A 19,860-nucleotide genomic window follows, 5' to 3' on the forward strand; every position below is an offset into this window, starting at 1 on the left:
TTTCACTATCCGCTCACAAATCCAAACGTGCTAATCCAAATTAACTCACACGATTCAATACCGCTCTGAGTTTTAACGGTTTTACTGGCTTAGCAATAAAGCTGAAGCTGTTGGCCTTTATCGCAGCTAACATGTCATCGGTTCTATCGGCACTGATGATGACCCCTTCAAAAGAATCTCCAAGACGCAAACGACATTGCTGCAACACTTCGAGACCCGTTCGGCCATTATCGAGGCGATAATCAGAGAAAATTACATCCGGCTGCCAATCATTATCAAGGCACTGCAAGCTTTCGACTAAGTCGACGGCGGTCTTAACCTCACAGCCCCAACGTCCAATCAAGTTTTCCATACCAACTAAGATTTCTCGTTCATTATCGACACACAATATTTTCAGATGTTCGATGTCGCTGGTCGCCATTGGCGCCGAAGCTTGCACAACCGGAGCAACTTTTTCAGCTCTCGCTAAGTTGATGGAAAAGACGCTGCCTTGTCCTGGCCATGAACGCATCGATATTTGATGACCGAGAACATGGGCAATACCTTTCGAGATCGCTAACCCTAACCCCAAACCTTGATCGGCACGAACTTGGCTACCACGCGTAAACTCTTCGAAGATCTCTTGTTGCTTGTCTTCGTCGATACCGGTTCCGTTATCCCACACATCGATTCGCACCTGACCATTTACTCGTCTCGCACCGAGAACGACTTTACCCTCAGGGTTATAGCGGAACGCATTAGTCAAAAAGTTCTGAATCACGCGTCTCAATAATTTAGGATCCGAGTGAATAAACAGTGACGATGGGATCATCTGGAATTGAATCTTCTGCTGCGTTGCCAAAGCACTAAATTCAGCATTCAAATTGGTCAGCACATCATGCACGGCAATCGCGTGAATGTTAGTTTCTAATTTTCCTGACTCTAATCGCGAGATATCAAGCAGGTCGCCAATCAGATCTTCAGCCGCACCCAACGCACTTTCGATATGAGAAGAAAGCTGCTTCTCCTCTTGCTCTTTCGCCACCTCAGACAGCGACGAAGCAAATAGACGCGCGGCATTGAGCGGCTGCATCAAATCGTGACTTACTGCGGCAAGAAAACGGCTCTTAGATTGAGATTCTTGGTCAGAAATTTGAGTGGCTTTAACTAAACGCTGATTGAGCTTTTCAAGCTCTTGAGTTCGCTCATGAACCCTCGACTCCAAACTTTCATTGGCATCTTTTAGCGCTTGCTCTGCTTGTCTGAATACCGTGATGTCGGTAAAGCTCATTACAAAGCCACCACTTGGCATCGGGTTACCTTGCACCTCAATCACTCGGCCATCAGGACGAATACGAGATGAGGTGTGTCGTGTGCCTTGCTCGAGGTGATAAACACGACGTCGAACGTGATCTTCTGGGTCACCCGGACCACACAAGCCTTGTTGAGCATTGTGGCGAATCACATCTGAAATGGGCCGGCCGACTTGAATCAATCCAACAGGGAATTCAAACAGTTCTAAGTAACGTTGATTCCACGCCACCAGCCTCATTTGTTTGTCTATTACTGCAATGCCTTGCCCTATGTGTTCAATCGCACCTTGCAATAAACCACGACTGAAATCGTACAGCTCTGATGCTTCATCTACGATGGTCGCCACTTCCTCAAGCTGCATATTTCTGCCCTGCAAGGCCGAAGTGAGTACTAACTTTGCGGAAGAAGCACCAAATACCCCTGCGAGCACGCGCTCTGCGTGTCGAATCAAACTAGCAGGCGCTTGTTGATTAGGAAGTAACGGCTGGCCGTGTTGCTGCCAATAGCTGTGTAAGGCACTTTTCGCTCGCTTTCGACCGACAAAACGCGAGGCGAGCATCTCTAACTCCGCCACCGTGACTCGGTTCTGATAGAGGCTGATATTTTCATTTTCAGGCAGTGGCGTACCAACAAATGCTGCTGATTGTAAGCGCTCACTTAGGCTTGGTCGTGTCGTCATCGAGACCACTACATAACACAGGGTATTGAGTAAGATACTCATCACGATACCCCAGTTTGAACTGCTGACATCCCAACTACTCAGCAACTCTGGCGGCGTAATCATCCACAGCAGTAAATTACTGTCGCTATCGCCCGCCAACATACTGGTTTGGCTCATCAGGGTGATCAGCCAAATCACTGAACCGACTAATAAGCCAACATAAACGCCCTTTCGATTACCCAGACGCCAATACAAACCACCGATCAAGGCGGGGGCAAACTGCGCAATCGCCGCAAAGGAAAGAAAGCCGATCGCCGACAGAGAATGAATGGTATCGAGCGCCTGATAAAATGCCCAAGCACCCAGCAGCAGTAATAGGATCAGCCCACGACGAATCACCAATAACAAGCCAGAAAAATGTTTATGCGTTCTTTGCGTCAAGCGCATACGACGCAACAACAGTGGCATCACAAGATCATTCGATACCATGATCGCCAATGCAATGGTCGAGACAATCACCATACCACTCGCCGCCGAGGTACCTCCAAGAAAAGCCAGCAAAGCAATATGATTGGCTCCTTCTGCCATCGGCACGCTGATCACATAAGTATCAGCCGGCATACCAGTAAGTAATCCCTGACCTGCCCAAGCAATCGGTAGAACAAATAGCCCCATCAGAATGAGATAAAGAGGAAATAACCAGCGAGCGGTGTGTAAGTCTTGAGGTCGTTCGTTTTCAACCACCATGGTGTGAAACTGACGCGGCAGACAGACAATCGCCAACATCGTGAGAATAGTGTGAATCACTAACGTGGGAATATTGGGCGATTCATAAGTGGAAGCCGCAACATCAAGCAAGTCGATTTTATCGCTACTCATCGCGAGGTAAATGATAAACAGACCAACAATCAAGAAGGCCGCTAGTTTTACAATCGACTCAAACGCCACCGCCATCATCATGCCACGGTGATGTTCCGTGTTGTCGATATGCCGCGTACCAAAAAGCATCGTAAAAATCGCTAATGCACCGACTACAAACCAAGAGACGTGATAATTCTGATATCCGAAATCTTCGGCAAGATCGGGAGCTACAATCTCCAAGCCCATCGTGATACCACGTAGCTGTAGCGCGATATAAGGAAGAATACCGACCACGGCAATCACAGTGACGGCAACAGCCAAGCCCTGAGACTTTCCATAACGAGCCGCGATAAAGTCGGCAATAGAGGTGATGTGTTCACGCTTCGCGATGAGGATCAGCCGAGCTAAGATCCGCCACCCCAACGTGAAAACTAAAATAGGGGCGAGGTAGATGGGCAAGAACGACCAAGGGTTATTACTGGCCTGCCCGACCGTTCCGTAGAAAGTCCAAGAGGTACAATACACCGCAATAGAAAGGCTATAGATCCATGGACGCCAGCGTGATAGCCAACGAACTTGCCTGTCTCCATACCACGCGATCAGAAATAACACGCCCAAGTAAGCTAAAGAGACTGGAATTACTACCCATCCTTGCATTGAAAACCCTTTCTTCATCCATAAAAAAACCTCTCCATAAGGGAGAGGTTTCATTTAACTAGGGAAGTGCGTTTAACTCAATCGCATCGCTTGAATTCTGTGCTTTGGGCTTTAATTCTGAGCATCAGATTGAGCAGAGGCTGTTTGATTGACTTCAACAACTGAACTTCTCTCATCCAACTTAATGAATAAAGCTAATCCGCCCATCGCAGCCATGCCCCAGAAAATATTCGCTCCCCAAAGCTCATAACCCCAACCGCTTAAAGTGGTCATTAACGCGATAAAGGCGCCAAGTGGGATCGCGTTGTACAGAGCTTGCAGGGCGACCATCTTGTTCTGTTCTTCAGATTGGATGTATTGAATCGCAGCGATGTGCGCCATGGCGAATGTCACGCCGTGAAGCAGTTGCACAAGAATCAAAGCCGCGATCGCGGTAGTCGATGCGGTAATTCCCCAACGAGCCATCACACCTAATGCTGCTATCACGAACAGAGTACGTAACGTGATTCCAGAAAACAGTCGCTTGCTCAAAGCAAACACAGCCACTTCTGCAACAACACCTAAACTCCACAAGTAACCAATAATCGCTTCAGAGTGACCCGCCTCTTTCCAATAAATCGCACTAAAGCTGTAGTAAGCAGCATGGCTACCTTGCAGTAGGGCCATCAAGGCTAAAAATTTAACCACTGACGACTCTCTTAGTAATTCACCTAATTTTGGTCGTACCGCTTGTTGCTCAGAGTGTGTCACCGGCATCACGTTAGGGTTTCTCATCGCCAATACTAATGACATCAGCACACCAGCAAACGCCGTATACAAAATCATGTCAGTACCGAATTGCGCGACCAAATAACCAACCACAGTCGAACCGGCAATAAAGGCAATCGAACCCCATAAACGAGTGCGCCCGTAGTCGAGCATATTAAGACGACTATAGTGGTTAGCCATCGCATCCGAGAGTGGAATGATTGGCCCATAACATAGGTTAAACAGAACCGTTGCTAACAGCATCAATATAAAACTGCCGCCAGTGAAGAAGTGGAAGCCAACAAACAGCAGTGCCGCGAAGCTCAAACAACGCAAAGCTGGCATTAAATGCTCAACTTTATGGATACGTGGCGTAATCACCAGGTTAGCTACACAACGCGTCGCAAAGCCAATACCAATTAGGACACCAATGTCACCCGCAGAAACGCCTTGGTCTTCAAACCACAGCGCCCAAAATGGCAAATAAACACCATAGGCAAAAAAGAAACCAAGAAAATACTGGGAGATCCAGCCATAGGGAGAAGGGCTAAACATAAATAACCTATAAAATGTGCGGAAAAAGGCAGAACCAATTATGCCTACGTCGCATACGATGAAAAAGGGAATTATTGAGGAGATAACATTCCTGTATTCAATCAATATCGATATCCCATTTGACTAAGATATCCGGCGCTCACCCGCACCCACGATCGCATTTAGACTAAAGTCGTCTGGAGCTTCGCTGGTAATTTGTCAGACTGAAAAGAGACTCCTACTTCTTTCGATGCTTATGCCTGATAAATTTAATATGCAGCACCCGCCCTTCGATAGCCTATCCAACACGGAGCAGTTAACGCTGCGCTCCTCATTGGATGTGGTTTATTACCGAGCACACGAGGTGATATTGGAGGCAGACCGCCCAAGTCGCCATCTGCATATTCTGATTAAAGGCGCTGTTGAAGAGCGCGCGAGCAGCGATGGAGAGATCTACGCACACTATGCCAATGACGATATCTTCGATGTACGCAGTCAGTTTGAGCCTCACACCAAACACCAATATATCGCACTTGAAGATACGCTAAGTTATCTACTGCCAACCGATATCTTTCTCGAGCTTTACCACGCCAATGGCCAGTTTGCCGCTTACTTTGATAGCAACCTTTCGACTCGAAAAGCGCTAATTGAAGCCGCTCAACAGCAGCAGAATCTTGCCGAGTTCATACTGACCAAAGTGGACGAATCGATCTATCACCCTCCACTGATACTGGAACCCGGCCAACCTATCAACCAAGTCACTCAAACCCTTAAAGAACAAGGGCTGGACTCGGCCTTAATTCATTTAGAACATGATGATCCAAAAGCTTTTAGATCATCATGTACCTTTCCATATGGAATCGTCACAAGAACCAATTTGTTGCACGCGGTAATGCTCGATAATCGTCCACTCGATACGGCGGTTGGCGAGATAGCAACCTTCCCTGTTTTGCATGTTAATCAAGGCGACTTCTTATTTAACGCCATGATCACCATGACCCGAAATCGCGTAAAAAGGCTGATGGTTTGTGATGGTCAAAACGCAGTGGGTATGGTCGATATGACGCAAATACTCAGCGCGTTCTCCACTCACTCGCACGTGCTTACTTTGCGAATTGCGCGGGCCACCAGCATTGAAGAGTTGGCCATGGCTTCAAACAAACAGCGTCAATTGGTCGAAAGCCTACTCAGTAACGGTATTCGCACACGCTTTATCATGGAGCTAATTTCAGCCGTAAATGAACAGATTATAGAGAAAGCGTTTGAGCTGGTTATCCCGCCAGCGCTGCACAATCATTGCTGCCTGATCGTGCTTGGGTCTGAAGGACGCGGGGAGCAAATTCTCAAAACCGATCAAGACAACGCTCTGATTATTCAAGATGGTTTGGAATGGCACCAGTGCCAAAGTGCCATGAACGACCTCACCCATACCCTGCAACAATTAGGTTACCCACTGTGCCCTGGCAATGTGATGGTCAACAATCCCAAATGGGTACATTCACAGCAAGAGTGGAAACAAACTCTGACGAGTTGGGTAAAAAAAGCGACGCCAGATACGGTGATGGATATTGCGATTATGGCGGATGCACACGCAGTTGCAGGCAATAGAGATCTGCTACTCCCTGTTAAGCAGCACTTGAGTGATTTGATGCTCGGACAAGAATTAATTCTTACGGAATTCTGCCGCCCCGCGCTGAACTTCTCGGTTCCCCTCACCCTATTTGGCAATGTGAAGCAATCCAAGTCAGGGCTCGACATCAAACAGGGCGGTATTTTCCCTATCGTGCACGGTGTGAGAGCACTTTGCCTTGAACATGGTGTCACGGTAAACAACACCTTTGAACGTATTGAACAGTTGGTCATCAAGAAAGTGCTCGAGCAAAGTACCGCCGATAACCTTAATGAAGCGCTCAAACAATTCTTTAAGTGGCGCTTAACCCAAAGACTTTCTCAACAGCACAGCAGCAACAAGATTAACGTCAAACTAATGGAGCGAGCAGACAGAGATCTGCTTCGTCATAGCCTGCATGTGGTGAAGAAATTCAAACAATGGCTCGGCTATCACTATCAGATACGAGATTAGGCGATTGAACGATGAATAGGTTGGTTCGCTATTACTGGCATCACAAGCTCAAAGGCTCTCCCTATCAGCCTCTCTTTACTGCGCCAATTGATCACGAATATGTCTCACTCGATTGCGAAACCACCAGCCTAGACCCCAATCAGGCAGAATTAGTTACTATTGCCGCGACAAAGATCATCGGTAACCGAATCATTACCAGCCAACCTTTTGAAGTCCGATTGCGCGCCCCTCAATCGCTCGATTGCAATTCAATAAAAATCCACCGTATTCGTCATCAAGATCTAAAGCACGGCATCGAAGAAAAACAGGCTTTAGTTGAGTTACTGGATTTCATCGGAAATCGTCCTTTAGTCGGCTATCACATCCGTTATGATAAAAAAATTCTCGACCGCGCCAGTTTAAAACAACTTGGATTTCCACTGCCTAACCGATTAGTCGAAGTGAGCCAACTTTATCAAGACAAACTCGAAAGACAGCTACCCAATGCCTATTTTGATCTCAGTATGGACGCCATTTGTCGCCAGCTCGATTTACCCATCCCCGTCAATAAACATGATGCATTACAAGACGCTATCTCTGCAGCTCTGATCTTTGTGCGCCTGAAACATGGTGACCTGCCTCGTTTCAACTCTTCTTATTCTTAATTCAACCACTGGCTCTTCACATAGAGAGCAATATCTCAAAAATGAACTTAACTCGCTATTTTGTAAGTGAAAAGCAGCGTCTCATCCTAAAGTCTAATTGTGGAAATCGCCGTCCTAGCCGAGAGTGATAACACAACGACGGTTCTGTAATAGACCTAGAAACTGAACACAAAGGAAGTTGCCAGTTCATTAGGAATGTAGGCACAAGGAGAGATGCAATGAGTGAAGCCCACGTTTATCCGGTAAAAGAAAATATTAAATCAACCACACACGCGGATAATGACACTTACCTAGCCATGTACCAGCAATCTGTTTCTGACCCTGAAGGCTTTTGGGGTGAACACGGAAAAATCGTTGATTGGATTAAGCCTTTCACACAGGTAAAAAATACCTCTTTCGACCCTGGCCATATCGACATCCGCTGGTTTGAAGATGGCACGCTTAACGTTTCGGCTAACTGTATCGACCGCCACCTTGCTGAGCGCGGTGATGAAGTCGCAATCATTTGGGAAGGCGATGACCCTGCCGATGATAAAACCCTAACCTTTAACGAACTACACAAAGAAGTGTGCCTGTTTTCAAATGCTCTGAAAGAGCAAGGCGTACGTAAAGGTGATGTAGTTTGTTTATACATGCCAATGGTTCCAGAAGCTGCGGTTGCCATGCTTGCATGTACCCGCATCGGTGCGGTTCACACAGTGGTATTCGGTGGTTTCTCACCTGAAGCACTGTCTGGTCGTATTATCGATTCAAATTCTAAAGTCGTGATCACTGCCGATGAAGGCGTGCGTGGCGGCCGTGCTGTTCCACTGAAGAAAAACGTCGACGAAGCACTGACTAACCCTGAAGTGAAAAACATCGAGAAGGTTGTGGTATTCAAACGCACTGGCGGCGATGTTGCTTGGCACGAACACCGTGACGTGTGGTGGCATGATGCTATCGCAAACGTATCGGCAGATTGCCCACCAGAAGAGATGAATGCGGAAGATCCACTATTCATTCTTTATACATCAGGCTCAACAGGCAAACCTAAAGGTGTTATGCACACCACAGGTGGTTACCTAGTTTATGCAGCCATGACCTTCAAATACGTATTCGATTACCAAGAAGGCGAAACCTTCTGGTGTACTGCGGATGTGGGCTGGATTACCGGTCACACTTACCTTGTTTACGGACCGCTTGCCAATGGTGCGAAAACCATCCTGTTTGAAGGCGTGCCGAACTATCCGAACACAAGCCGCATGAGTGAAGTGGTCGATAAGCATCAAGTAAATATTCTTTATACTGCGCCAACGGCTATTCGAGCTCTAATGGCAAAAGGTAATGAAGCGGTTGAAGGGACTTCTCGTGACAGCCTAAGAGTCATGGGATCTGTTGGCGAACCTATCAACCCAGAAGCGTGGGAGTGGTACTACAAAACGATTGGTAATGAGCAGTCTCCGATTGTCGATACATGGTGGCAAACAGAAACGGGCGGTATCTTAATCGCACCTCTACCAGGCGCAACCGACCTAAAACCGGGTTCGGCGACTCGCCCATTCTTCGGTGTGCAACCCGCGCTTGTCGACAACATGGGCAACATCATTGAAGGCGCGACTGACGGCAACCTTGTGATTCTTGACTCTTGGCCAGGACAAATGCGTACCGTTCATGGCGATCATGACCGTTTTGAGCAGACTTACTTCTCTACCTTTAAAGGCATGTACTTTACCAGTGATGGTGCTCGTCGTGATGAAGACGGTTACTACTGGATTACTGGTCGTGTGGATGACGTACTTAACGTGTCAGGTCACCGCATGGGCACTGCTGAGATTGAATCGGCACTAGTAGCATTCGATAAGATTGCAGAGGCAGCGATTGTCGGCATTCCTCATGATATTAAAGGCCAAGCAATTTACGCTTACATCACGCTGAATGATGGTGAATTCCCAACCGCAGAGCTTCATAAAGAAGTGAAAGACTGGGTACGTAAAGAGATTGGCCCAATCGCAACACCAGACGTACTGCATTGGACAGACTCTTTGCCAAAAACTCGTTCGGGTAAAATCATGCGTCGTATCCTACGTAAGATTGCCACAGGCGATACTGGCAACCTAGGCGATACGTCGACACTGGCAGACCCAAGCGTGGTCGATAAACTGATTGCAGAGAAAGCAGAACTGGCATAAGCAACCCGTCACATTAGCTTATCACTGTTTAAAACAGACCATTAATAAACCGTCACCTATGTGGCGGTTTTTTTATGGCTGATCTTGATCTCAAATATCTTCGATAAAATTAAGGCAATCGCGGTTTTTTGTTAAGTTGATAACAATTTCATGCCGTACTTATAGGAGATTAGACCAGTAAATTGCTGCGATTTGCGCTGAATTAGCTATAATCTGGTTCTAATTTTTAAATTTGGGTTTTTCTTACTGGAAATTAACCCCAAATTTTCAATAAAATGGCAACATTCACATTCGTAAACACGATAAAGGAAGATAGCCCCACAATGTCTACAAAGTTTCGCATTCTAGTTTTAAATGGCCCAAACCTTAACCTGTTAGGCCTTAGAGAGCCGGCACACTACGGTTCTCAAACACTTGACCAGATTATTAGCTCTTTGACCGAGCAAGCGAAAACACACGATGTTGAGCTGTCTCACTTACAGTCAAATCGTGAGTATGAACTGATTGAAGCTATCCATAGTGCTTATCAAAATGTTGATTTCATTATTATCAACCCAGCGGCCTTTACACATACCAGTGTGGCGTTGCGTGATGCACTACTTGGTGTTGCTATCCCATTTATTGAGGTTCACCTATCGAATGTTCACGCACGTGAACCATTCCGTCACCACTCTTACCTATCTGATAAAGCAGAAGGTGTGATTTGTGGCTTAGGTGCCCAAGGTTATCAATTTGCTTTGACGGCTGCGCTCAACAAGCTCAACGCAAAGTAAATAAAAACAACGAACTATTACTAACCTACTCAGTCAAAGAGTAAGTTCAATCAACAGATAAAGAGAAAGAAACAATGGATATTCGCAAAATCAAAAAGCTAATCGAATTGGTTGAAGAGTCTGGTATTTCTGAGCTAGAAATCTCTGAAGGTGAAGAGTCAGTACGAATCAGTCGTAACAGCCCTGTATCTGCAGCGCCTATTCAATATGCAGCGGCTCCAGCTCCTGTAGCGGCAGCAGCACCTGCGGCGGCACCTGTAGCAGCAGAAGCAGCAGCTCCTGCGGTTCCAGCTGGTCACCAAGTTCTTTCTCCAATGGTTGGTACTTTCTACGGCGCTCCAAGCCCAGATGCAAAACCATTCGTTAAAGTTGGTCAATCTGTAACTGCTGGCGAAACTCTATGTATCGTTGAAGCAATGAAAATGATGAACCAAATCGAAGCTGATAAGTCTGGTGTTGTAACAGCAATCCTAGTTGAAGACGGTCAACCAGTAGAATTCGACCAAGCTCTAGTAATTATCGAATAATAGAGAGCACTTATTATGTTAGATAAATTAGTAATCGCGAACCGTGGTGAAATTGCACTGCGTATTCTGCGAGCATGTAAAGAGCTTGGCATCAAAACGGTAGCGGTTCACTCAACCGCTGACCGTGAGCTTAAGCACGTACTTCTTGCTGATGAAACCATTTGTATTGGTCCAGCTCGCGGTATCGATAGCTACCTGAACATTCCTCGTATCATCAGCGCAGCTGAAGTTACAGGTGCAGTCGCTATTCACCCAGGCTACGGCTTCCTATCTGAAAATGCAGACTTTGCAGAACAGGTAGAGCGCAGTGGTTTTATCTTCGTTGGCCCTAAAGCTGAAACCATTCGCATGATGGGTGACAAAGTGTCAGCTATCACGTCAATGAAAAAAGCCGGTGTACCTTGTGTACCAGGTTCTGACGGTCCTCTTGATGACGATGAAGTAAAAAACAAGGCGCACGCTAAGCGCATTGGCTTCCCTGTAATCATCAAGGCATCTGGCGGCGGCGGCGGTCGTGGTATGCGTGTTGTTCGTTCTGAAGCAGAACTAACAGAAGCTATCGCAATGACTCGTGCTGAAGCAAAAGCATGTTTCAATAACGACATGGTTTACATGGAAAAATTCCTAGAAAACCCACGTCACATTGAAGTACAAGTGCTTGCAGATGGCCAAGGTAATGCTATTCACCTAGGTGAGCGTGACTGTTCAATGCAGCGTCGTCACCAGAAAGTTGTGGAAGAAGCTCCAGCACCAGGTATCACTGAAGAGATGCGTAAGTACATCGGCGACCGTTGTACTCGTGCATGTCTTGAGATTGGTTACCGCGGCGCAGGTACGTTTGAATTCCTATACGAGAACGGTGAGTTCTACTTCATCGAAATGAACACTCGTATTCAGGTTGAGCACACGATTACTGAAATGGTAACGGGTATCGATCTAGTGAAAGAGCAACTTCGCATTGCTGCTGGTCAGCCTCTATCATTCACACAGGATGATATTAAGCTGCGCGGCCACTCAATCGAATGTCGTATCAACGCGGAAGATCCGGTTCGCTTCCTACCTTCTCCAGGTAAGATTACGCGCTTCCACGCTCCAGGCGGCATGGGTGTACGTTGGGAATCTCACATCTACACTGGCTACACAGTGCCACCGCATTACGATTCAATGATCGGCAAGCTGATCACTTACGGTGAGAACCGTGACGTAGCGATTGCACGTATGAAGAACGCACTAGCAGAAATGATTGTTGAAGGTATCAACGTCAATACTGAGCTGCAATTAGCGATTATGAACGACGAAAACTTCCAACACGGTGGTGCAAACATCCACTACCTTGAGAAGAAACTTGGTCTGCAATAGAAGCTAGCCTTCCGTAATACGTTCTCTGCAGAACAGTAATAAATGCTCACTTCGGTGGGCATTTTTGTTTTTAAACACTCGCAAAAATCAATCAATAATCCCTCTTATAATCCGCGGTGTTTTGGTGAATTTGCTCATATTTTCTGCTAGACTCCCCATCCAATTTTTCTCATATAGAAGATGCAGCCATGCCTTGGATTCAAATCAAGCTTAATGCGACCAATGAAAATGCCGAACAAATCGGCGACATGTTAATGGAAGAGACTGGTGCTCTTTCTGTAACTTTCCTGGATGCACAAGATACCCCTGTATTTGAGCCTCTGCCGGGTGAAACTCGCCTTTGGGGTGATACTGACATTCTCGCGCTATACGACGCTGAGATTGATACTGGTGTCGTTCTAGCGCAGATTAAAGCAAGTAACATGTTCCCTGCAGACTTTGCTCATAAAATCGAGCAGATTGAAGACAAGGACTGGGAACGCGAATGGATGGATAACTTCCACCCAATGAAGTTTGGTGAGCGTCTTTGGATCTGCCCGAGCTGGCGTGATATCCCAGAACCTGACGCTGTGAACGTCATGCTAGACCCTGGTCTTGCATTTGGTACAGGTACTCACCCAACAACGGCATTGTGTCTTGAATGGCTGGAAGGCTTAGACCTTACAGGCAAAACCGTGATCGACTTCGGTTGTGGCTCTGGCATTCTTGCGATCGCTGCGATCAAACTGGGCGCTGAAAAAGTTATCGGGATCGACATTGATCCTCAAGCTCTGCTTGCTTCAAAAGACAACGCACAACGCAATGGTGTTGCTGAGCAGCTAGAGGTGTTCCTACCACAAGATCAACCTGAAGGTCTGATTGCTGACGTTGTGGTTGCTAACATTCTTGCAGGTCCATTACGCGACCTTTCAGGCATCATCAAAGGCCTAATTAAGCCAACGGGTGTGCTTGCGATGTCGGGTGTTTTGGATACACAAGCAGAAGATGTTGCGACTTATTATCGTGATGAGCTTCACATTGATCCAATCATTGAACAACAAGAATGGTGTCGAATCTCTGGTCGCAAGCAAGGCTAGACAAGACTTTGGGCGCTAATTGACTGAATTTTAAGCAAATTACAAAAACAAATTGTAAATGCTCAAATATTAGTCTTTTCACGCAGCGAAAAAATGCGTAAAATGCGCGCCCTTGCTGGTACAGAACTGTGATGACATTTTTTGAAAATCGGAAATTATCAACTTAAGAACAATCTAATCGTCGCTCCTATGGCTGGCGTAACGGATAGACCATTCCGTGAGTTGTGTCTTCGTTACGGTGCGGGGATGGCAGTCAGTGAAATGATGTCCTCCAATCCGAAAGTTTGGAAAACGTCAAAGTCTCAGCAGCGTATGGTACATGAAGGCGAATCGGGCATTCGTTCAGTACAAATCGCTGGTGCAGATCCACAGCTTATGGCCGAGGCTGCTCAATTCAATGTTGCTAACGGTGCGCAAATCATCGATATCAATATGGGTTGTCCAGCCAAAAAAGTGAATAAGAAGCTTGCGGGCTCAGCCCTACTTCAGCATCCAGAACTCATTGAAGATATTCTGAAAGCTGTGGTAAATGCTGTCGACGTTCCAGTAACGTTGAAAACGCGCACAGGCTGGGATACAGACAATAGAAACTGTGTCCAAATCGCTAAAATAGCCGAAGACTGCGGCATACAAGCTCTTGCCCTTCACGGGAGAACTCGCGCTTGTATGTACAAAGGTGAGGCAGAATACAAACACATTAAAGCAGCAAAACAAGCAGTATCTATTCCGGTTATCGCTAACGGTGATATCGATAGCCCGGAAAAAGCTAAGTTTGTGCTGGAGTACACTGGCGCTGATGCTTTAATGATAGGTCGACCTGCCCAAGGACGTCCTTGGATTTTTAACGAAATCCTACACTATTTGGAAAACGGCACCACGATGGATCCGCTCCCGACTTCGGAAGTGAAAGACATCATGCTTGGTCATGTGAACGCTCTACATGAATTTTATGGCGAGTTTTTAGGCCCCCGAATTGCTCGTAAGCATGTGGGTTGGTACCTAAAAGAACATGAACAGGCGAGTGAGTTTCGCCGTACCTTCAACGCATTCGAAGCAGGTGATCTGCAGCTTGAAGCGCTAGAAGGTTTTTTTGATAACGTTGCACCATAATTACGAGAAGAGCTAGACCGAATATGTTCGAACAAAATCTGACTTCAGAAGCATTGACAGTAACTACAGTTACATCACAAGACCAAATCACGCAGAAGCCTCTACGTGACTCAGTTAAAGCATCATTGAAAAATTACCTTGCTCAATTAAACGGTCAAGAAGTCAGCGAGTTATACGAATTAGTATTAGCTGAAGTTGAACAGCCACTACTAGACACTATCATGCAGTACACTCGCGGTAACCAAACTCGCGCAGCAACCATGATGGGTATTAACCGCGGTACTCTTCGCAAGAAACTTAAAAAATACGGCATGAACTAATCGTTCTTTCGTAATTAATTGAATTGAAAGCCAAGCTCATTTATTGAGTTTGGCTTTTTTTTGCTTATGAGACGGCTAACGGCAGCGACGATCATTTGCAGAATCCAGCGCCGCTAAAATAGAACAATGACTTGCATCATCATCACTATGACCACAGCACGCATCATTGATCTTTTTAAGTGCCGTTCGAATCTTGGTCAGCTCCGTTATCTTTTCATCAATCATCTCTAACTTAGAAGAAGTAATCGACTTCACTTCAGCGCAACTGTGTTGAGTCGCTTCAAGGCGAATCTCTAACAATTCTTTGATTTCATCTAAACTCAGCCCTAACTCTTTAGATTTGAGAATAAACGTCACCTGCTTTTGGTTATTTTCATCATACAGACGATAACCCGACTCACTGCGACTGGCTGGTGCAATCAGGTTATTCTTCTCATAAAAACGCAAAGTATCGGCTGTCACACCGCATCTTTTCGCCAATTCGCCAATCTGAAACATATTTTTCCCTATTCTTTCATCCATTCCACTATTAACCTTGTTGTTACTTTTCAGGCTGAAATGGCACTTTTCATAATTAATTTTGAGATGCCAAACGATTGCGCGAGCTTTTTTGTAATAAATTAGTTAGAATCTGCGCCATCAAATTTGGAGTTGGTTATCTTATAGCTTGATTATAAGAACACCCAAAAGGTCTTTACCAAAACTGGCCAATATTTTATCTCTTACTGGTATCTAAGATACTCCACGCTGAGAAGATAGAAACAAGTTCTTTTTTGGCAAATATCTTTATTTTAACCCCATGAATTTGAGGAAATGGAAGCATGAATAACGCTCGTCCAATTCGCCGCGCTCTCATCAGCGTATCAGACAAAACTGGTATCGTTGAATTTGCACAAGCTCTTGCTAACCGTGGTGTAGATATCTTATCTACTGGTGGCACTGCTCGCCTGCTTGCTGAAAAAGGCATCTCTGTAACAGAAGTATCTGACTACACTGGCTTCCCAGAAATGATGGATGGCCGTGTTAAGACTCTGCACCCGAAAGTTCATGGTGGTGTTCTAGGCCGTCGTGGCCAAGATGATGACGTGATGGAAACTCACGGTATCAACCCTATCGATATGGTTGTTGTAAACCTATACCCATTCGCAGAAACCGTTGCTAAAGAAGGTTGTACCCTTGCTGACGCTGTTGAGAACATCGACATCGGTGGCCCAACAATGGTTCGCTCTGCAGCAAAAAACCACAAAGACGTAACGATCGTTGTTAACGCACACGACTACGAGCGCGTTGTCGCTGAAATGGACGCGAACGAGAAATCTCTAACACTAGAGACTCGCTTCGACCTAGCTATCGCAGCATTCGAGCACACAGCGTCTTACGACGGCATGATCGCTAACTACTTCGGCACTATGGTTCCTAGCTACGGCGAGAACAAAGAAGGTGATGAAGAGAGCAAATTCCCTCGCACGTTCAACCAACAGTTCGAGAAGAAACAAGACATGCGCTATGGTGAGAACAGCCACCAAGCAGCCGCATTCTACGTTGAAGCGAACCCTGAAGAAGCATCTGTTTCTACTGCTCGCCAAATCCAAGGTAAAGCGCTTTCTTACAACAACATCGCTGACACTGACGCAGCACTTGAGTGTGTGAAAGAGTTCAATGAACCAGCATGTGTGATTGTTAAGCACGCTAACCCATGTGGTGTTGCACTAGGTGAAGACATCCTAGAAGCTTACGACCGCGCATTCAAAACAGACCCAACGTCTGCATTTGGCGGCATCATCGCATTCAACCGTGAACTAGACGCAGCAACAGCAACGGCTATCACTGAGCGTCAATTCGTTGAAGTTATCATTGCACCTTCTGTTTCTGCTGAAGCAGTAGCAATCGTCGCCGCTAAGAAAAACCTTCGCCTGCTTGAGTGTGGTGAGTGGACAACTAAGACAACTGGCTTTGACGTGAAACGCGTTAACGGCGGCCTGCTAGTTCAAGACCGCGACCAAGGCATGGTTTCAGAAGACGACCTAAAAGTAGTGTCTAAGCGTCAACCAACGGCTGAAGAGCTGAAAGATGCATTGTTCTGCTGGAAAGTGGCTAAGTACGTTAAGTCTAACGCGATCGTTTACTCGAAAGGTGACATGACTGTTGGTGTTGGCGCTGGCCAAATGAGCCGCGTTTACTCTGCAAAAATCGCAGGCATCAAAGCGGCAGACGAAGGTCTACAGGTTGAAGGTTGTGTGATGGCATCAGATGCATTCTTCCCATTCCGTGACGGTATCGACGCGGCAGCAGAAGCGGGCATCAAGTGTGTTATCCAACCGGGCGGCTCTATGCGTGATGAAGAAGTTATCGCAGCAGCAGACGAACACGGCATGGCGATGATCTTTACTGGCATGCGTCACTTCCGCCACTAATATTCTGTTTATCTAAACGATTAGTAGCTATCGAGCCTCTCAACTTTGAGGGGCTTTTAAGAATTAAAGACTTAAGGATTGAAACATGAACGTATTAATCATCGGTGCTGGCGGTAGAGAACATGCTTTGGGTTGGAAAGCGGCACAAAACCCAAATGTTGAAACGGTATTCATCGCTCCAGGTAACGCAGGTACTGCACTTGAGCCGAAACTTGAGAACGTAAACATCGGTGTTGAAGACATCGCAGGTTTAGTGGCGTTTGCTCAAGATAAAAAAATCGAACTGACTATCGTTGGCCCAGAAGCACCACTCGTAATTGGTGTGGTTGACGCGTTCCGCGAAGTTGGCCTACCAATCTTTGGCCCAACTCAAGCAGCGGCACAGCTTGAAGGTTCGAAAGCATTCACTAAAGACTTCCTAGCTCGTCATGAGATCCCAACAGGTTACTACTCAAACTTCACTGAGATTGAGCCAGCTATCGCTTACGTTCGCGAGCAAGGTGCTCCAATCGTAGTAAAAGCTGACGGCCTTGCTGCAGGTAAAGGCGTTATCGTTGCGATGACCCTTGAAGAAGCAGAAGACGCAATCAAAGACATGCTAGCAGGCAACGCATTTGGCGAAGCAGGCAGCCGCGTAGTGATCGAAGAGTTCCTTGAAGGTGAAGAAGCAAGCTTCATCGTAATGGTTGACGGTTCTAGCGTACTTCCTATGGCCACCAGCCAAGACCACAAACGTGTTGGTGACAAAGATACAGGCCCTAACACGGGCGGTATGGGTGCTTACTCTCCTGCACCGGTTGTGACTCCTGAAATCCACAACCGTATCCTTGAGGAAGTTATCTACCCAACGGTACGTGGTATGGATGCAGAAGGCGCGCCTTACACCGGTTTCCTATACGCAGGCCTAATGATCGATGCTGACGGCACACCAAAGGTTATCGAATACAACTGCCGCTTCGGCGACCCAGAAACGCAACCTATTATGATGCGTATGGAATCGGATCTTGTAGAGCTTTGCCTAATGGCTATCGACGAGAAACTCGACGAAGCAGAATCGAAGTGGGATCCACGCGCTTCTATCGGTGTTGTTCTTGCGGCTGGCGGTTACCCTGCTGACTACGCAAAAGGTGATGTGATTTCACTGCCGACAAGCGAAGTTGAAGGCCAAAAGGTTTTCCACGCAGGTACCACAAATAACGAAGCTGGGGACGTTGTGACAAACGGTGGCCGAGTACTTTGTGCGACAGCACTGGGTAACACGGTTTCTGAAGCTCAGGAGCGCGCTTACGCGTTAACTAAGCAAGTTACTTGGAATGGTATGTTCCACCGCAATGACATTGGTTACCGTGCGATTGCGCGCGAGCAAGAGCAGTAATCTCTCTCGAACTCATTGTAGTTAGCTGAATCAAAAAAGGCGCCTAGGGCGCCTTTTTTAATATTTAAAATTCATTGCTGTTCGCTTACAAAGTGTTTGGCCTATTGTAGGTCAAAAACTCTCTACTCACTTAGGAGTGATGGCCTTTGAATACATTGATGGTTTTCATCGGCTAATACCAATAACTCAGCAACCGACACTTTACGTAGCGATACCTTCCCAACAAGAGCACCATAACTCTCTACTGAAGCAAGACGATTTATAACGATGCTTGGTAAGGTCTTGTTAAACTCAAAGTACTCGAATTGATCGCCTGAACACGTCTCAAATATCTCACCATTCCAGTAACCCTGAAGAAGTTCTAATCCTTCATCGTTTTGCTTCTCTGTGATATCGAGAACCGAAATCGCCTGCTTTTGGTAGTTTTCCAGCTGCTCTGATTGAAGTGGCAAGATTTTGCTACCGATACGGTATTGTTGATACACGGCCTCACCAGACTGATTAAAGCGCACATGAACACGATAAGGAGCTAACGCTTGTGAGTCGTCACGTAGTTCGCCTTCACGAATAAATTCACGCAATACACCATCAGACCAAGCATAGTCGGTTTTGTACCAGCCATAGTCGCCCATTGTGACGTAGTCAGCAGAAGAGTGTGGTTGTGTTAGCTTGTTGGTGACCCAGAAGAAACTTGTCGCGTCGCCCATGACTTGGCCGCCGGTATAGGTTTCAAATTGCTCTAGGTTTTTGCCGGGGCTTGTTGAAGAACAGCCGATAAGAAATGTAGATAACAGTGAAACGAGAAGAAATGCTTTTTTCATAAAACCTGTACCGAGGTGAGAGTAAAACTACCTCGGTACAGTTTAGATTATTTCACTGAATCTTTCAGCGCTTTACCTGCAACAAATGCTGGAACATTTGCAGCAGCGATTTGGATCTCATCACCAGTTTTTGGGTTACGACCAGTGCGAGCTGCACGGTGGTTTACTTTAAAAGTACCAAAACCAATTAGCTGAACTTGATCGCCATCTTTAAGAGTCTCAGTCACGCCACCAAGAGTTGCTTCTAGAGCAGCTTTAGCTTGTGCTTTCGAAAGGTCCGCTTTTTCAGCAATAAAGTCGATTAATTGAGTCTTGTTCATTTTAGGTTTCCCTTCTTAGTATTTTCGAATTCAATTAACTCTAAAACATAAATGCCCTATCTGGCAAAGGTTTGTCGTCGATCTTTAGCTCTAATGCCGTAGTTTTAGCCATAATAT

General features: G+C 46.2%; 16 protein-coding genes. 11 read left to right on the top strand and 5 right to left on the bottom strand.

Translation table 11 applies throughout. The features are described 5' to 3' along the window. Positions 1 to 40: 40 nt before the first annotated feature. Complete coding sequence (locus IHV80_RS15230) at positions 41 to 3,472, bottom strand: hybrid sensor histidine kinase/response regulator (RefSeq protein ID WP_192889551.1); 3,432 nt, start codon at positions 3,470 to 3,472, stop codon at positions 41 to 43. 111 nt (positions 3,473 to 3,583) lie between these two features. Then, positions 3,584 to 4,774 (bottom strand): 3-phenylpropionate MFS transporter, encoded by a 1,191-nt coding sequence (locus tag IHV80_RS15235; RefSeq protein ID WP_102438433.1) that lies wholly within the window; start codon positions 4,772 to 4,774, stop codon positions 3,584 to 3,586. Between the two features lie 229 nt (positions 4,775 to 5,003). Here IHV80_RS15235 and IHV80_RS15240 point away from each other — a divergent pair, with 229 nt between their 5' ends. The 9 genes from IHV80_RS15240 (at position 5,004) to fis (ending at position 14,813) form a co-directional block, all read left to right on the top strand. Continuing rightward, positions 5,004 to 6,836 (top strand): DUF294 nucleotidyltransferase-like domain-containing protein, encoded by a 1,833-nt coding sequence (locus IHV80_RS15240; RefSeq protein WP_192889552.1) that lies wholly within the window; start codon positions 5,004 to 5,006, stop codon positions 6,834 to 6,836. 11 nt (positions 6,837 to 6,847) lie between these two features. Next, positions 6,848 to 7,480 (top strand): 3'-5' exonuclease, encoded by a 633-nt coding sequence (locus IHV80_RS15245; RefSeq protein WP_086715863.1) that lies wholly within the window; start codon positions 6,848 to 6,850, stop codon positions 7,478 to 7,480. A 218-nt stretch (positions 7,481 to 7,698) separates the two neighbouring features. Next, positions 7,699 to 9,648 (top strand): acetate--CoA ligase, encoded by a 1,950-nt coding sequence (acs, locus tag IHV80_RS15250; protein ID WP_017108601.1) that lies wholly within the window; start codon positions 7,699 to 7,701, stop codon positions 9,646 to 9,648. Positions 9,649 to 9,971: 323 nt separating this feature from the next. Beyond that, positions 9,972 to 10,421, top strand: coding sequence for a type II 3-dehydroquinate dehydratase (aroQ, locus tag IHV80_RS15255; RefSeq protein WP_009844692.1), 450 nt, complete (start codon positions 9,972 to 9,974; stop codon positions 10,419 to 10,421). Positions 10,422 to 10,495: 74 nt separating this feature from the next. Continuing rightward, positions 10,496 to 10,948, top strand: a complete 453-nt coding sequence (gene accB / locus IHV80_RS15260; protein ID WP_004729736.1) for an acetyl-CoA carboxylase biotin carboxyl carrier protein — start codon at positions 10,496 to 10,498, stop codon at positions 10,946 to 10,948. 15 nt (positions 10,949 to 10,963) lie between these two features. Continuing rightward, entirely contained in the window at positions 10,964 to 12,307 is a 1,344-nt protein-coding gene (gene accC / locus IHV80_RS15265; RefSeq protein ID WP_192889553.1) for an acetyl-CoA carboxylase biotin carboxylase subunit, read from the top strand. Between the two features lie 188 nt (positions 12,308 to 12,495). Then, positions 12,496 to 13,383 (top strand): 50S ribosomal protein L11 methyltransferase, encoded by an 888-nt coding sequence (prmA, locus tag IHV80_RS15270; RefSeq protein WP_102438425.1) that lies wholly within the window; start codon positions 12,496 to 12,498, stop codon positions 13,381 to 13,383. A 141-nt stretch (positions 13,384 to 13,524) separates the two neighbouring features. Then, entirely contained in the window at positions 13,525 to 14,493 is a 969-nt protein-coding gene (gene dusB, locus IHV80_RS15275) for a tRNA dihydrouridine synthase DusB (protein ID WP_017104592.1), read from the top strand. A 23-nt stretch (positions 14,494 to 14,516) separates the two neighbouring features. After that, complete coding sequence (fis, locus tag IHV80_RS15280; protein WP_004729744.1) at positions 14,517 to 14,813, top strand: DNA-binding transcriptional regulator Fis; 297 nt, start codon at positions 14,517 to 14,519, stop codon at positions 14,811 to 14,813. Between the two features lie 75 nt (positions 14,814 to 14,888). Here the strand turns inward: fis and zntR are convergent, their stop codons facing one another. Further along, on the bottom strand, positions 14,889 to 15,311 hold the full coding sequence (zntR, locus tag IHV80_RS15285) for a Zn(2+)-responsive transcriptional regulator (RefSeq protein ID WP_192889554.1): 423 nt from the start codon (positions 15,309 to 15,311) through the stop codon (positions 14,889 to 14,891). Between the two features lie 323 nt (positions 15,312 to 15,634). Between zntR and purH the strand changes: the two genes are divergently transcribed. Both purH and purD read left to right on the top strand, forming a co-directional pair. Then, the gene (gene purH, locus IHV80_RS15290) at positions 15,635 to 17,227 is read left to right on the top strand and encodes a bifunctional phosphoribosylaminoimidazolecarboxamide formyltransferase/IMP cyclohydrolase (RefSeq protein ID WP_192889555.1); all 1,593 of its coding nucleotides are present in this window, start codon (positions 15,635 to 15,637) and stop codon (positions 17,225 to 17,227) included. An 85-nt stretch (positions 17,228 to 17,312) separates the two neighbouring features. Then, a complete protein-coding gene (gene purD / locus IHV80_RS15295; RefSeq protein ID WP_192889556.1) occupies positions 17,313 to 18,602 on the top strand; it encodes a phosphoribosylamine--glycine ligase in 1,290 nt (429 codons plus the stop codon). Between the two features lie 122 nt (positions 18,603 to 18,724). Here the strand turns inward: purD and IHV80_RS15300 are convergent, their stop codons facing one another. Both IHV80_RS15300 and hupA read right to left on the bottom strand, forming a co-directional pair. Further along, entirely contained in the window at positions 18,725 to 19,423 is a 699-nt protein-coding gene (locus IHV80_RS15300) for a DUF1481 domain-containing protein (RefSeq protein ID WP_192889557.1), read from the bottom strand. A gap of 47 nt (positions 19,424 to 19,470) precedes the next feature. Then, complete coding sequence (gene hupA / locus IHV80_RS15305) at positions 19,471 to 19,743, bottom strand: nucleoid-associated protein HU-alpha (RefSeq protein ID WP_017108607.1); 273 nt, start codon at positions 19,741 to 19,743, stop codon at positions 19,471 to 19,473. Between the last annotated feature and the right edge of the window lie 117 nt (positions 19,744 to 19,860).

It is taken from the genome of Vibrio bathopelagicus (assembly GCF_014879975.1).
Lineage (GTDB): Bacteria > Pseudomonadota > Gammaproteobacteria > Enterobacterales > Vibrionaceae > Vibrio > Vibrio bathopelagicus.

Bases quoted from the DNA above. Each gene is read 5' to 3' on its own strand.
- purD (WP_192889556.1), top strand. From the start codon at position 17,313: ATGAACGTATTAATCATCGGTGCTGGCGGTAGAGAACATGCTTTGGGT.
- IHV80_RS15300 (WP_192889557.1), bottom strand. From the start codon at position 19,423: ATGAAAAAAGCATTTCTTCTCGTTTCACTGTTATCTACATTTCTTATC.
- IHV80_RS15230 (WP_192889551.1), bottom strand. From the start codon at position 3,472: ATGCAAGGATGGGTAGTAATTCCAGTCTCTTTAGCTTACTTGGGCGTG.
- acs (WP_017108601.1), top strand. From the start codon at position 7,699: ATGAGTGAAGCCCACGTTTATCCGGTAAAAGAAAATATTAAATCAACC.
- prmA (WP_102438425.1), top strand. From the start codon at position 12,496: ATGCCTTGGATTCAAATCAAGCTTAATGCGACCAATGAAAATGCCGAA.
- IHV80_RS15235 (WP_102438433.1), bottom strand. From the start codon at position 4,774: ATGTTTAGCCCTTCTCCCTATGGCTGGATCTCCCAGTATTTTCTTGGT.
- accB (WP_004729736.1), top strand. From the start codon at position 10,496: ATGGATATTCGCAAAATCAAAAAGCTAATCGAATTGGTTGAAGAGTCT.
- zntR (WP_192889554.1), bottom strand. From the start codon at position 15,311: ATGTTTCAGATTGGCGAATTGGCGAAAAGATGCGGTGTGACAGCCGAT.
- accC (WP_192889553.1), top strand. From the start codon at position 10,964: ATGTTAGATAAATTAGTAATCGCGAACCGTGGTGAAATTGCACTGCGT.
- fis (WP_004729744.1), top strand. From the start codon at position 14,517: ATGTTCGAACAAAATCTGACTTCAGAAGCATTGACAGTAACTACAGTT.
- purH (WP_192889555.1), top strand. From the start codon at position 15,635: ATGAATAACGCTCGTCCAATTCGCCGCGCTCTCATCAGCGTATCAGAC.
- IHV80_RS15240 (WP_192889552.1), top strand. From the start codon at position 5,004: ATGCTTATGCCTGATAAATTTAATATGCAGCACCCGCCCTTCGATAGC.
- aroQ (WP_009844692.1), top strand. From the start codon at position 9,972: ATGTCTACAAAGTTTCGCATTCTAGTTTTAAATGGCCCAAACCTTAAC.
- IHV80_RS15245 (WP_086715863.1), top strand. From the start codon at position 6,848: ATGAATAGGTTGGTTCGCTATTACTGGCATCACAAGCTCAAAGGCTCT.
- hupA (WP_017108607.1), bottom strand. From the start codon at position 19,743: ATGAACAAGACTCAATTAATCGACTTTATTGCTGAAAAAGCGGACCTT.